The sequence below is a fragment of the Planotetraspora mira genome (genome assembly GCF_016863275.1).
GTDB lineage: Bacteria > Actinomycetota > Actinomycetes > Streptosporangiales > Streptosporangiaceae > Planotetraspora > Planotetraspora mira.
In genome coordinates, this window is record NZ_BOOO01000019.1 from 113865 (window position 1) to 127519 (window position 13655).

12 protein-coding genes are annotated in these 13655 nt (G+C 71.4%); 3 read left to right on the plus strand and 9 right to left on the minus strand.

All coding sequences use genetic code 11. The features are described 5' to 3' along the window. Position 1: 1 nt before the first annotated feature. The 8 genes from Pmi06nite_RS18575 to Pmi06nite_RS18610 form a co-directional block, all read right to left on the minus strand. A complete protein-coding gene (locus Pmi06nite_RS18575) occupies positions 2–1219 on the minus strand; it encodes an ABC transporter permease (protein WP_203954298.1) in 1218 nt (405 codons plus the stop codon). Beyond that, positions 1216–1914 (minus strand): ABC transporter ATP-binding protein, encoded by a 699-nt coding sequence (locus Pmi06nite_RS18580; RefSeq protein ID WP_203954299.1) that lies wholly within the window; start codon positions 1912–1914, stop codon positions 1216–1218. The genes Pmi06nite_RS18575 and Pmi06nite_RS18580 overlap by 4 nt, the downstream gene beginning before the upstream one ends. Next, the gene (locus Pmi06nite_RS18585) at positions 1911–2948 is read right to left on the minus strand and encodes a peptidoglycan-binding protein (RefSeq protein ID WP_203954300.1); all 1038 of its coding nucleotides are present in this window, start codon (positions 2946–2948) and stop codon (positions 1911–1913) included. The genes Pmi06nite_RS18580 and Pmi06nite_RS18585 overlap by 4 nt, the downstream gene beginning before the upstream one ends. Further along, complete coding sequence (locus Pmi06nite_RS18590) at positions 2948–3454, minus strand: hypothetical protein (RefSeq protein ID WP_203954301.1); 507 nt, start codon at positions 3452–3454, stop codon at positions 2948–2950. The genes Pmi06nite_RS18585 and Pmi06nite_RS18590 overlap by 1 nt, the downstream gene beginning before the upstream one ends. Positions 3455–3678: 224 nt before the next feature. Next, positions 3679–4866 (minus strand): glycosyltransferase, encoded by a 1188-nt coding sequence (locus Pmi06nite_RS18595; RefSeq protein ID WP_203954481.1) that lies wholly within the window; start codon positions 4864–4866, stop codon positions 3679–3681. Positions 4867–4941: 75 nt separating this feature from the next. Continuing rightward, positions 4942–5808, minus strand: coding sequence for a DMT family protein (locus Pmi06nite_RS18600; protein WP_203954302.1), 867 nt, complete (start codon positions 5806–5808; stop codon positions 4942–4944). A gap of 37 nt (positions 5809–5845) precedes the next feature. Then, a complete protein-coding gene (locus Pmi06nite_RS18605) occupies positions 5846–7207 on the minus strand; it encodes a glycosyltransferase family 4 protein (RefSeq protein WP_239114009.1) in 1362 nt (453 codons plus the stop codon). Between the two features lie 3 nt (positions 7208–7210). Further along, the gene (locus Pmi06nite_RS18610; RefSeq protein ID WP_203954303.1) at positions 7211–8077 is read right to left on the minus strand and encodes a COG4705 family protein; all 867 of its coding nucleotides are present in this window, start codon (positions 8075–8077) and stop codon (positions 7211–7213) included. Positions 8078–8221: 144 nt separating this feature from the next. On the opposite strand from Pmi06nite_RS18610, the gene Pmi06nite_RS18615 reads away from it, so the two are divergent. Further along, entirely contained in the window at positions 8222–8887 is a 666-nt protein-coding gene (locus Pmi06nite_RS18615) for a response regulator transcription factor (RefSeq protein ID WP_203954304.1), read from the plus strand. After that, complete coding sequence (locus tag Pmi06nite_RS18620; protein ID WP_203954305.1) at positions 8884–10197, plus strand: sensor histidine kinase; 1314 nt, start codon at positions 8884–8886, stop codon at positions 10195–10197. The genes Pmi06nite_RS18615 and Pmi06nite_RS18620 overlap by 4 nt, the downstream gene beginning before the upstream one ends. Before the next feature lie 8 nt (positions 10198–10205). Here the strand turns inward: Pmi06nite_RS18620 and Pmi06nite_RS18625 are convergent, their stop codons facing one another. After that, complete coding sequence (locus tag Pmi06nite_RS18625; RefSeq protein ID WP_203954306.1) at positions 10206–12299, minus strand: alpha-galactosidase; 2094 nt, start codon at positions 12297–12299, stop codon at positions 10206–10208. A gap of 111 nt (positions 12300–12410) precedes the next feature. On the opposite strand from Pmi06nite_RS18625, the gene Pmi06nite_RS18630 reads away from it, so the two are divergent. After that, the gene (locus tag Pmi06nite_RS18630) at positions 12411–13577 is read left to right on the plus strand and encodes an ROK family protein (protein WP_203954307.1); all 1167 of its coding nucleotides are present in this window, start codon (positions 12411–12413) and stop codon (positions 13575–13577) included. Positions 13578–13655: the final 78 nt, after the last annotated feature.

The window sequence follows — 13655 nt, forward strand, 5'->3', positions numbered from 1 at the left end:
CTCAGCCCGTCCGCAGCGTCTCGGCCGGCGCGAGGCGGGCGGCGCGGAATGCGGGGTAGAGTCCCGCGATCCCACCGACGAGGACGGCGACCAGCGGGCCTCCCCACAGCGCCTCCACCGGGATCTGCGTGATCCAGCCCCGGTTGCGCGCCAGCGCCGCCGTGACCGCGCAGCCGATCAGCACGCCCGCCGCGCCCCCGAACGCGCCGAGCACCAGCGACTCGGCGAGGAACTGGCCCGCGACGTGCGCCTTGGTCGCCCCGAGCGCGCGCCGCAGCCCGATCTCGGCGCGCCGCTCCAGGACCGAGATCACCATGATGTTGGCGATCCCGATGCCCGCCACGAGCAGCGCGATGGCGCCGAGCCCGAGGAACAACACGGCGGACGACTGGGCCACGGCCACACGGGCGGTGAGCGCGTCCGAAGGACGGGTCACCTCCACCTGATCGGGGTTCGTCGGGTTCGCCGTCACCCCGAGCAACGCCGAGACCTCGGTCACCCGCTCATGTCCCGCGCGGACGTAGAGGCGGCTCGGGTGACCTTCGTACCCGAACATCGACCGCGCGACGGGGAACCCGATCAGCGCCGACCTGTCCACTTCGGGGGCGAACGGGAACGCCTCGAGGATTCCGGCGACGGTGAACCAGTGGCCGCCGAGCCACACCCGCGTGCCGGGGTCGACTCTGGTGATCCCGAGCGTCGTGGCCGCCTCGTGCCCGAGCACGGTGACCGGGTAGGCGGCCGTGGCCGCGTCGAGGAACCTGCCCTGGCTCAGGCGCCCGTCGAGGGTGGCCGGCAGCGACGCGTCGGCGGCCCGTACGGCGAGGCCGCCGGTCTGACCTTCGGGGACCAGTTGGTTGCGGTAGACGTTCTCGGTGGGCAGTTGCGCGGTCGGCGCGACGGCGAGCACGCCGTCGACCCGGCGCAACATCCGCGTGGCCTCCGCGGGGAGTTCGCGCTCTCTGTCGGCGAAGCCCGTTCCGCTGGAGACGGTGAGCAGGTTGGTGCCGAGCCTGTCGATCTGGGCGAGCAGGGCGGCCTGGCTGGATCGGGTCACTCCGGCCACCGCCACGATGGCGGCGATGCCGATCGCGATGCCCAGCCCGGACAGCACGGCCCGCAGTCGCCGGGTCCGCAGACCCAGGGTCCCGGTGGCGAGCAGGTCGGCGGAGCGCACCCGCGATCGCGGCGGGGTCGTCACGGCGTCGTCGGGCGTCATCGGACGGCCTCCCGGGCGGCCGGGTCGACCACTTGCCCGTCGCGGAGTTCGATCCGGCGCGCACAGGCCGCGGCCACGCCCTGGTCGTGGGTGACGATCACGAGCGTGGTCCCTTGGGCGTTGAGCTCGCGAAGGAGCGTGACGATCTCCGCGCCGTTGGCGGAGTCCAGATTGCCGGTCGGCTCGTCGGCGAAGACGATCGCCGGGTTCCCGACGAGAGCGCGGGCGATCGCGACCCGTTGACGCTCTCCGCCGGAGAGCTTCGCCGTGCGATGCCCGAGACGGTGGCCGAGACCCACGCGCCGCAGCGCCTCTCGCGCCCGCTCGCGCCGGGCCCCGGCTCCCACGCCCCGGTAGAGCAGCCCCGTGGCGACGTTCTCCACCGCAGTGAGGTTGTCCAGCAGGAAGAACTGCTGGAAGACGACTCCCACGTGATGGGCCCGCAGGCCCGCGAGCCCGCGCTCCCCCAGATTCTGTACGGCGTGCCCGGCCAGGCGCACCGAACCGGAGGTAGGGAGGTCGATCGCGGCCATGAGATGGAGCAGGGTGGACTTGCCCGACCCCGAGGGCCCGAGGACCGCGACCATCTCTCCCGCTTCGACGGTCAGGCCGATCCCTCTGACCGACTCCACCGGGGGCTCCCCCGGATGGACCTTCCAGACGTCGCGTAGCTCCAGGACTGCGCTCGTTTTCATCGGGCGGGCACCTCCACGCTCATGCCTTCGGCGACGCCGGTGACCTCGACCAGGCCCGCGGACTCGTCGAACAGCCCGACCTGCACGGGGACCGGGCGGCCCGCCGCGACGACGGCGAACGTCCCGCCCGGCCTGGCCAGCAGAGCGACGATGGGCACGGCGAGCACGTCCTTGCGCTCCTCCATGATGAGGGAGACCTGGACCAGCGCCTGGTCGAGCGTGTTCCCCGGACGGCCCGACAGCCGGATCGTGACCGGCACCGTCGACTGCGCCTGCCCGTCCGGCCCGTCCGGCCCACCTGACGTGGACGCCACCGGGCTGACGACCGTCACACGGCCGTCACGTGTGCCGCCGTCGGGCAGCGTGACCTGCACCTGGGCGCCCCGCCTCACACTCGGCACCTGGGCGGGATCGAGCCGGACCGAGACGATCGGGACCCTGCTCGTGCCGTGCAGCACCGGACCACCCGCGGGCGCGCCGAGTTTCGCGTCGTGTCCCGTCACCCGGAGCGCGACAGGAAGGAACACGACCTGGCCGAGGGGGACGGTTCCGGTCACCGGAAGGTGTGCGTCGTGCTGCCACCTGCGGACGGCGTGATAGGTCGCCAGGGAGTAGTGCCGGTCCACCGTCAACCCGGTGTATCCGAGCGCACGCAGGTTCACCTCCAACTGCCGCACGTCGGCGCCGTCGGCCACCCCGAGCGTGAGCGTCCGCCATGCCGGGCGGGAGCCGTACAGGAGGGGGACCCGGCGGCCGGCGGCCTCGTAGAGCGTCTGGCCTCTGGTGATCGTGCTGCCGACGGCGGGCAGCCGGGTGACCACCGCGCCGGACCCGAGCACCTGGTATTCGCCCTCATACGCCAGCGTGCCGTTGACCATCTGCCGTTGCGCGATGTCGGTGCGGACGACCGGGGCGGTGCCGGTGGCGACGGGTGCGGCGGAGGCCGGCGGGGGATCGTTGCGGAGCACGGCCCAGGCGCCGCCCGTGCCCGCCAGCACGACGACCCCTGCCAGCACCGCGATCGGCCGGTTCATCAGGACCCCGCCTCGACGATGGCGATGCCTCTGCCGACGAAGTACTGCCTGCACAGGGGGAGCTGGTCGCGCCATCCGCGTTTGCCCAGATCCAGCAGCCGCTTCGGCAGGGGGAACTCGCCTCTGGCGTTGGGGTCGGGCCAGTCGGCGATGCCGTGGTCGCGGAAGCATTGGGCGAGCTGTCTGAGCTTGGCCATTTCGGCGGCGGTGTACGTCCGCTCCCTGCCCTCCGCCGGCAGCCGGGCGGCGATGGACGCGCACGCGTTCTTCGCGCTCGCGGGGATCTGCATGGAGGAGACCTCCTGGACGTTCCCCTGGGCGTCCACGACCGGGTCGGGGAAGTTCGGCACGCCGTGCTGCCGCAGACAGGTGGCGAGCTCCCTGTACACCGCGAGGACGGCGGAGGCGCCGGGGCTCGGCGAGGCGGTCGCGCCCGGCGTGGAGGTGGCCGCGCAAGCGGCCAAAACGGGTGCGAGCAGCAACGGGGCCGCTCTGCGGATCTTCATGGAGTCTGCCCTCCGGGGACGTGGGGATGACTCCTCCACGGTCCCGGCCGGGCACTGCTCGCGCATCGCGCCGGAGCGGGGCGGCCGATCCCCCATTCGGGGGAGCCGGCCGTTCCCGGATCACGACGCCGTTCGGCTTCCAGGGATCACCGGGCGCGGTCTGCGATGTCCGGGCACTCAGCCGGACGGCTCACCGGCATCGCGCCGGCCGGCACGCGATGACCTCACGCGATGAGCTCCGCGTAGATCTCCTCGAAGCGGGCGAGGGAGCGCCGGTGGTCGTGGGTGGCGGCCAGAGCGAGGCTGGCCTTGGCCATCGAAGCACGGAGGTCGGCGGAGGTCAGGATGGCGGTCAGATGCCCGGCCAGCTCCCTGACGTCGCCCGGCCGGTAGAGACGGCCGTTGTCCGCCACGAGATGCGGCAACGCCATGGCGCGGGCCGCGACCACGGGAAGACCGCTGGCCATCGCCTCCAACGTCGCGATGCTCTGCAACTCGGCGACGCCGGGCATGGCGAACACGTCGGCGGCGGAGTACACCTGCGGCAGAGCGGCGTCGGGGACGAAGCCGAGGAAGCGCACGCGCCCGCCGACTCCGATCCGCGCCGCCAGCCGCTCCAGAGCCGGCCGCCTTCCCCCGGTCCCGACGAACACGATCTGCGCGTCTACGCGGTTCAGCACCTGCGGAAGGGCCCAGACCAGCTCGTCCAGGCGTTTCTCCTCATCGAGGCGGCCCACGAACAAAATGGTCGGCCGGTCCTCCAGTTCGAACCGCTGCCGCGCCCACTGCTGGGGCTGCGGCTGGAACCGGTGCAGGTCGACCCCGCAGGAGACCGCCTCCACCTCACGGGTGAACCCCTTGGCGGACAGCAACTCCGCCGCGATACGGGTGGGAGTGGTGACACGGTCAGCTCGGGCGAAAACTCGCCTGAAGTCATGCCAGACCAGGTCACCCACGCGCCCGCGAAGCCGAGCCGGAATACCGGCGAACTGGAACATATTGTCCGGCATGAAATGGTTGGTGGCCGCTACGGGCAGGCCCGCCCGGCGAGCCGCCTCGATCGCCGCCCTGCCGACGACGAAGTGTCCCTGGACGTGCACGACCTGCGGCCGCACCCGGCCGATCAGGCGCAGGAGGGTACGGCCCAGCCCCGCGGGAACGGTGACCCGCATCGTGGGGTGGACGAGCAGGGGCGCCGAGCGCAGGCGGTGGACCACGACCCCATCCATGATGTCGGTCCGCGGCGAGCCCTCATCGGAGGCGCACACCACATGCACCTGTGTGCCGCGCGCGACCAGGCCGCTCGCCAGGCGGTGGCTGAAATAGGCGGCGCCGTTGACGTCGGGCGGGTAGGTGTCGGTGGCGATCAGGACGGTACGGCACCTGGCCGCGGCCCGGCTCCCGGCCGGCATGACCGTGTCCAGTCCGTCAGTCGTTGGCGAAGGGACGGCGTCGAGGGGAAAGGCGTTCATCAGTTTCGATCCTTGTCAGGGCGCTTGTCTGTTCAGCGGGGTGGTTCGGGCGAGCGCGACGGTTCCGGCTGCGGCCAGCAGCGCGGCCACGAGAGCAGCGGTGGCGTGGGACGGCAGAGGCTCGCCGAGGAGTAAGGCGCCCCAGGTCACGGCAGTGAGCGGATCGGTCACTTGGAGCGTGGCGAACGCCACGGCGAAATGGCCGCCCCCGAGTTCCTCTCGCGAATCCCGAGTTCTCGACGCGTTCGGCCGGGCCGGGGCGGCGTAGGCGCGCTGGAGCAACATCAGCGCCGACACCGCCGGAAGGGGAACGACGGCGAGAAGCCACAGGTCGCCGCCCGGTCCTTCGACCAGGACGTGGGTGAGCGTCGCGGTGGCGCCGTACATGACTCCGGCCGCGACCGCGAACAGGGCGGTGCGGGCCGCGCCCGCCGAGCGCTGGGCGATTCCGAAGCAGGCCGCGGCGGCGAGAGCGGTTCCCGCGAGCATCATGACCGCGCCCGATTCCGTCAGCTGCGGGGTCTGGGCGGTCCGGGGGACGAGGAGCACGAGCCCCATCAGCCCGATGCACACCGGCAACGCGGCGACGAGTTCCTCACGTCTGGGGCTGCGGCCGTGCAATGCGGCGGCGATCGGCAGGGCGAACAGCAGGCCGGCCATCCCCATCGGCTGCACCAGAGTCAACGGGCCGATGCTCAGCGCGAATATGTGCAGGGTGGCCCCCACGACGCCGGCCGCGCCGCCGGCCAGCCACAGCGGCCGGCGAAGGAGCACACGGAGACGAGGCTCGGCGGAGCGGGCAGCCTCATGTTGCTGCAACGCGGCTCCAAGTGCGAAGAACAGCGAGCCCAGCAGCGCGACGCCGACGGCGAGCGCGATCATCCGCATTTCTTCCAGCCCGCAGGAGATACGGGTGACCTCACCGTGGCCGACTCTCCGCCGGCATCTCGGAGCGGAGGGCCGAGGCGCGTGGCGCTTCGGAGATCGACGCCGGTTCGGCGACTGTCTGCCTGGCCCTCCGGTTCCGGACTTCTACCAGTCCGTCCAGCAGGTGGTCCCATTCCCGGCCGATGACGGAGAGGTCATACGCGGCAGCCGTGCGGATGGCCGCGGCTCCGAGTTCGCGTCGAGCCTGATCATCCTCGATGAGGTCGCAGATCGTACGGGCGAGCCCTTCGACATCCTCCGCCGGGACCAGCCGGCCGTCCACCCGGTCGTCGATCATCTCAGCGGGCCCTGTCGGGCAGTCGAACGCGACGACCGGCAGTCCCTTGCTCATCGCTTCGAGCAGGACCATCGGCCTGCCTTCGGAACGAGAGCTGAGGACGAACATCCCCGCCCTGCACAACTCCTCGCCGACCCGATCGGTCCGTCCCATCAGGAACACCTTGTCCTCCAGACCCGCCTCCTCGATCTGCGCGGCCAGCCCGCCCAGCCAGGGGCCCGACCCGAAGATCCGCAGGTTCCATTCCGGGTGCCGGTCGGCGACCATCCGCCAGGCCGCGATCAGCAGGTCGAATCCCTTGACTCGGTCGAGGCGCCCGATTGCGACAGCCGATCGGCCCTCCAACGAGGCGCGTCCCCCGCCGAGTGCGGGCAGTGCGTTGGGAATGCAGGCGAGCGGCAGGTGCGGGAGCAGCGCCGCGTACCGATCCCGATCGGGTTCCGTCAATGTGACCAGCGCGTCGAGCCTGCCGTACCGGCGCGTGATGACCTTGCGCAGTGCGAGCTTGTGCGCGGCCAGGTGACGGTGCTCCTGACCGATGGTGATCACCTCCGGCGGGGCGAAGGCCGCGGCGAACAGGTTCAGGGCGGGCCGTGTCGTGATCAGCGTGCCGCCCCGCAGACCACGTAGGCAGCGCACCAGCAACACGTCGGTCCACAGGGAGCAACTCCGGTAGACCGGCTCGGTGGTGGGCACCAGCACGCTGGGCAGCCGTGCCAGCAGTCCGGCGACTCCGGTCTTCTCTCGCGTGCGATCGTCCAGGGTGGACACCTCGACCCCCGGCGGGACGTCGAAGAACGGCCGGTCCCGAGTGCGGACCACACTGATGATCTCGACATGCCGCCCCTGCGCGAGGTGGCCGGACAGATTGAGCACCGTGCGAATGGTTCCGCCCATCCCGAACGCGTGGAACAGCAGAATGCGGACGACGTCCGCGCTCGCGGCCGGGGTGCGGCGCGCCCGCCACACGTTGGCCAGGCCGAGCAACCGCAGCGCGGCCCAGCGCAGCCAGTGCGCCCCGGAGCCCAGCAACCAGCGGCGTACACGTTCCGGCACCGCTCATCTCCCCTGATGCCGGCCGTCGGCTGCGCCGCGTGTGCTTGCGAGTCGTGCGGCCGGACCGTGCGCCGCGGCGAGGACGTGCGGTCCGTCCTGATCGCGCCTGCTGGTGGTCAGGTACAGCACGAAGCCCACGATGGCGATCAGGAACAGCAGGCTGGTGACGACGGTCCCCAGAGCCAGACCGCCCTCGTCGCCCGGCTGTGACAGGTAGTCGCCGATCGACGCTCCCAGCGGCCGGGTGAGGATGTAGGCGATCCAGAAGGTCAGGACGGTGTTGACCTTCGCCACCCCGTACGCGAGGGCGACGATCCCGATCAGGGCGCCGAACATCACGGCCGACAGGAGGTAACCCATGTTCATGCGCTCGGCGACGAGGTCGCCCGCCGCGGTCCCCAACGCGAAGGTGAACAGGATGGCCAGCCAGTAGAAGCTCTCGCGCCTGGCGGTGTGGATGGTGTGGATGGACAGAGTCCGCTCACTGGCGTACCAGGCGGCGAAGGTCGCGATCAACGCGACGCCGAAGATGACGGTGGTGGTCTCGAGTGACACCCCGAAGCCGTCCGTCAGGTTGTCGGTGATCAGCGTGCCCACGACGCTGATCAGGACCACGGTGACCCAGTAGATCGACGGCACATAGCTCCGGCCGCGGAACTGGAAGTAGAGGAAGACGGCCAGCAGCGCTGCCATGACGTAAGTGGTGTTGGTCAGCCCGAGATTCAGCGTGGAGCTGAGGAAGTCGGCCGCGGTCTCCCCGACGGTCGTGCAGAGGATCTTGATGATCCAGAAATAGATCGTGATGGATGGGACCTTGTTGAGGGCCTGCCTCGCCGGCGAGGAGACCGCTCGTCGTTCAGGAGTCATCATCGCGCCAGGCTGACATGCCCCACCTGAACTCAACCTGACTACGTCACACACGTCGCCACGTGCGACGATGTCCCTCCTGAAGGCCCCGGCCCATCGCGTAATCTGGCGAGCCGGACCAACAGCCGCATGAGGGGAGGCGCTCTCTTGGCTCCCAGCGTCGCCATCGTCGAGGACGATCCCGGCCTGCGTCAGGTGCTCAGTCGCGGCCTGCGGGAGGAGGGGTTCGAGGTTCCCGTCTGCGTTTCCACCGGGGCCGACCTGCTGCGCCGCATCGACGATTCGACGCCGGAGGTCTTCATCGTGGACATCGGTCTTCCCGACGTGGACGGCCGTGATCTCTGTCTGGCGATGCGGTCACGTGGCGTCCAGGCGCCGGTGCTCTTCCTCACCGCTCGAGGAGGAATCACCGACCGGCTCGCGGGATTCCACTCCGGCGCCGACGACTACCTGCCCAAGCCGTTTCATTTCGATGAGCTGGTCCTCCGCCTGCGGGCCCTGCTCCGGCGCGGCGGCGCACCGCGACCCGCCCCTGTGGGACTGCATCTCGACCCGGCCGCCCACACGCTGCGTCACGAGGATCGGGCGATCGCGCTCACGCCGACGGAGTTCCGCATCCTGGCGACTCTGCTGGCCCGCCGAGGCGAGGTCGTGCGACGTCATTCGCTCATCAACGCGGCCTGGCCGCCGGGTGCCATGGTGCACGACAACACCCTGGACGCCTACATCGTGCGGCTTCGCCGCAAGCTCACCGACATCGGTCAGGCCGGGCTGCTCACCACGGTCCGCGGCGTCGGATATTCGATCACGTGATCCGCAACCGGCTCGTCATCACCGCGACGGCCACGCTGGCGGTCGCTCTCGCGGCGCTGACGGCCGGGTTCTACTCCGTGCTGTCCTGGCGGCTGGAGAAGGACGCCAACGGCGTCCTGCGCACGCGTGCCGAAGCCGCGGCGGCGAACGTGACGACCCGGCAAGGGAGGCTCACGCTGGCCGACACTCCCTTCGACGAGGCGCTCGACAACGGCGTGTGGGTGTTCGACGTCAACGGCGCCCTGGTCAGCGGGCCATCCAGATCGAGCCCGCTGTACCGCGCCGCGCGCACTCTCAGCACATCGCCGCAGACCACGATCCGCGATGTCCCCGCCGATACGCGGATCCTGGCCCTGCACCTGCGTGACCCCCGGACGCCGAAGGCGACGGTGGTGGCCGCCCTGTCCCTGGCTCCCTACGAGGACGCCGAACGCACCGCGCTGATCGGCGCTCTGGTCTTCGACGCGCTGGTCCTCGGCATCGGCGCGTTCTTCATCCGCCGCACCGTGCTGCACGCACTCCGGCCGGTCGCGCAGATGACCACCCAGGCCGCCATGTGGTCGGAACGGGACCTCGATCGGAGATTCGGGCTCGGGCCGCCTCGTGACGAGCTGACCGGCCTGGCCTCGACGCTGGACAGCCTGCTCGCCCGGCTGTCCGCTGCGCTTCGCCACGAAAAGCGGGTCACCGCGGAGATCGCCCACGAATTGCGCACCCCACTCACCCAGCTGAGGCTGGAGACCGAGATCGCACTCCGCCAAGACCGTCCGCCCGAGCACCTGCGCACCGCGCTCCGGCAGGTCCTCGAAGGAACCGACCGGATGGCCGATGTCCTCGAGACCCTGATCGGGCTGGCGCAGCAGAGCATCGACCCCTCCACCGGCACGTGTACGGCCGCCGAGGTGGCGGCCGAGGCCCTGCACTCCTGCGGCGCCGTCGGCCTCGACGTCCGGCTCGACCTGGACGGCTCGGCGAACCCGGTCGTCGCGTGCGATCGGGACGTGGTGCTGCGCATACTCCAGCCCCTGCTCGACAACGCCGTGCGATACGGTCGCACGGCCATCGTGCTGGGGGTGTCCCGTCAGGAGAACGACGTGGTGTTCTCCGTCGCCGACGACGGACCGGGGTTCGATCCCGCGGAAGTCGACTCCGTGCTCAGGCCGGGAACCCAGGGAAGCGCCGCGAGCCCCGGAGAGGGCGCGGGCCTGGGACTGGCGCTGGCGCGCCGCCTGGCCGACGCGGCGGGCGGCGGCCTGACCGCGAAGCCTTCACAAGGCGGCTTGATCGAGCTGCGCCTTCCGGCGGCCTGAACACCGGCCTAGTGCACCCTCCGCAGCCGGACGAGCGTGCTGGCGTGGTCGCCCCGCGGCAGGCAGAGGGGCAGGCCCGACTGGAGCAACACGGCGCCCGGGTACGTCGCCCCGGTGTCCAGGTCCCGGTACACCGCCTCCGGCCGTACGGCGGCCAGGCGCAGCGGCGCCGGCGCGTGGCCGAACGCACGGGTGGGGCACCAGGCGAGCACCACGTGGTCGTCGTCGCGGACGTACTCCACGCCGGTCAGCGTCCCGTCACCGCGCAGCCGGTGCTGCGCGCCGTGCTGGACGACCGGCCGGATGCGCTTGTACGCGGCGACCAACTCGGCGCTCTCCTTCAGCTCCTCCTCGGTCCACGTGGTGAGGTCGCCGCCGATGCCGGGGACACCGGCCATGGCGACGTGGAAACGGAAGCGCAGGGGGGTCAGCCGGGCGGTGGCCGGGTTGGGGCTGTCGGTGACCCAGGCGCTCATGACCTGGGCCGGGTAGAGCTGGCTGAACCCGTGCTGGATGCCGATCCGGTCGACGGGGTCGGTGTTGTCCGACACCCACACCTGGTCGGTGCGGGCCAGGATGCCCAGATCGGCCCGGCCGCCTCCGCCGGAGCACGCCTCGATGCGCAGGCCCGGGTGGTCGGCCCGGAGCCGGTCCATGATCCGGTAGACCGCCCGCGTCTGGTCGATCCACAGCCGTTCGGGATCGCCGCTGCCCGGCCAGCCGGCCTCGGTGAACGGGCGGTTGGCGTCCCACTTGAGGAAGTCGATGTCGTGGTCGGCGACCAGCCGGTCCAGCCAGGCGTGGGTCCACTCGGCGGTGTCCTGCCGGGCGAGGTTGAGCACCAGTTGGTGGCGCATCTCGGTCCGGTCGCGGTTGGCCATGTGCAGGACCCAGTCCGGATGGGCCCGGTAGAGGTCGCTGTCGGGATTGACCATCTCGGGCTCCACCCAGATCCCGAAGCGCATGCCGAGCCGGCGCACCTCGGCCGCGAGCGGGCCGAGCCCGGACGGGAATCGGGCCGGGTTCGGCTCCCAGTCCCCGAGGCCGGCCCGTTCGCTGCTGCGGGCGCCGAACCAGCCGTCGTCCATGACGAACAGTTCGACGCCGAGACTAGCGGCGCGCGCCGCCAGGGCCATCTGGCCGGCCTCGTCGACGTCGAACCCGGTCGCCTCCCAGGAGTTGTAGAGCACGGGCCGCGTCTCGTCCGGGTGGGACAGCACCTGCCCGCGGACGTGTCCGTGCCAGGCGCGGCTGGCCGCCCCGAACCCGTCCGGCGTGTAGAGGCCGGCGAAGACGGGAGTCTCCAGCGCCTCGCCGGGCGCCAGCGACCAGGTGAGACCCTCGTGGCCGAATCCGCCCGTCCACGTGGTCCGGCCGACGGGGTCCCGGTGCAGGGTGATCCGCCAGCTTCCGCTCCAGGCGAGCGCGGTGCTCCAGACCTCGCCGTGGTCCTCGCCCGCGGTGCCGTCGTCGACGGCCAGCCAGGGGTTGGCGTGGTGGCTCGTCATGCCGCGCCGACTGGTCAGGACCGTCTCGGCCACGGGGACGTCGGTCCGCCGGACCTGGAACTCGCTGTTCCAGCCGCCGACGAGGTGGCTCATCCGGTAGTGCGTCCGGTGCGGCGCCGCCCAGGCGGCGGAGTCGCAGCGCAGCACCGTGACCGGGGCCTGGTCGTCGCGGTTCTCGATGTTCGTCCACCGCTCGATCACGTCGCTGTCGCCGTGCACCCGGTAGTTCAGGGTCACGTGCAGCGGATAGTGCCGATCGCGCAGGTGGATGCGCAGGTGGCCGCCGTCGACATCGTGGCCCTCGTAGCGCCACTGAACTCCGCGGGTGCCGTCGGCGAACCGCACGACGAGGCTGGGCGGCCCGAAGCGGGCGCCGCCCTCCACCGCCAGTTCGTCCACGCCGGCCACCGCCTCGAAACTGCTCGCCGCCGGTGACACGCGCTCGGCCAGCGTGACCGCCTGGTCGAGCGTCAGCACGGCACCCCAGTGGACGTTCCGTACGCTGTCGTCCTCGGCGAGCCGGATGGCATACGCCGAGGTAGGGCCGCGCAACAGCCACAGGCGGTGGTCGGGGTGGAACAGCACGGAGTGCATCTGATCCTCTAGATCGGGCGGACAGGCCGGTGAGTGCCGCTGAGCGTAGGACTTGCCCGGCGCGCGAATCAATACTTGACGAAGGAAATTATTACGCCTACGTTTCGGACCATGGTTACCGAGATCGGCGCAGGCGCTCTCACGGAGACCCCGGCGGCGACAGCCGTTTTCACGGCGGTGCTGACCGAAGGCCCCCTGAGCCGGGTCAGCCTCGCACACCGGCTCGGGCTGTCCTCCGCCGCCGTCACCAAGGCCGCGCGGCCGCTCATCGAGATGGGCTACCTGCAGGAGTTGGCCGCGACCGAGCGGACGGGACCGGGCGCGGGACGGCCGGCGAGTCCGCTCGCGATCCAGGCTGACCGCGAGTTCTTCGTCGGCGTGAAGATCACCGGCGACGAGCTGATCGGCGTGGTCTGCGATCTCTGCGCGGATGTGCGGGTGTCGGCCCACCGGCCGCTGGCCGACCTGGGCGTCGAGGCCGTCCTCACCGAACTCGGCCTCCTCGTCGACGAACTGCTCGACGGCCCCGGCGGCCACCGGGCCCGCGCCCGCCGACTGGGACTCGCCGTCTCCGGCGACGTGGACCGCACCACCGGCCTGGTCCGCTACTCCCCGTTCCTCCAATGGCACAACGTGCCGCTGCGTGAGCGCGCGGCGGAGGTCACCGGGCTCACCGTCACGGTGGAGAACGACGTGAAGGCGCTGACCACGGCCGAACACTGGTTCGGCGAGGGCGTGGGCGCCGAGTCGTTCGCCCTCGTCACCGTCGGGACGGGCATCGGGTGCGGCCTGGTCGTCAACGGCCGGCTGGTCTCCGGCTCGCACGGCGTGGCCGGGGAGATCGGCCACATCGGGGTCGACGCCACCGGCCCCACCTGCCACTGCGGCGGCCGCGGCTGCGTGGAGGCGATCGCCGGCACACCCGCCATCGTGCGGCAGGCCAGGGAGTCCACCGGCCGCCCTGAACTCACCATCGACGACGCGGTGAGCCTCGCCCGCGGCGGCGACGAGAAGATCGGCGCCATCTTCGCCCGCGGGGGCGACGCGATCGGGCTCGGCATCGCGGCGGTCGCCAACCTGGTCGGCCCGGCCAGGATCGTCGTCTCCGGCGAGGGACTCGCCGCCTACGACCTGTTCGAAAAACACATCCGCGCGGGCTTCGAGCGGCAGGCGTTCGGCGCCGCCGTCGAGTGCCCGCTGTCCATCCGCCCGCTGCCCTTCGAAGAGTGGGCACGCGGGGCGGCCGCGGTGAGCATCCAGTCGCTCGTGGCTCCCTGAGCCCGGCCGGTCGGCCCCATCGCAACGGGCACCACCCCTCGCGCACCGCAGCCCCCTGACGTACCCGGCGCGGTCCGG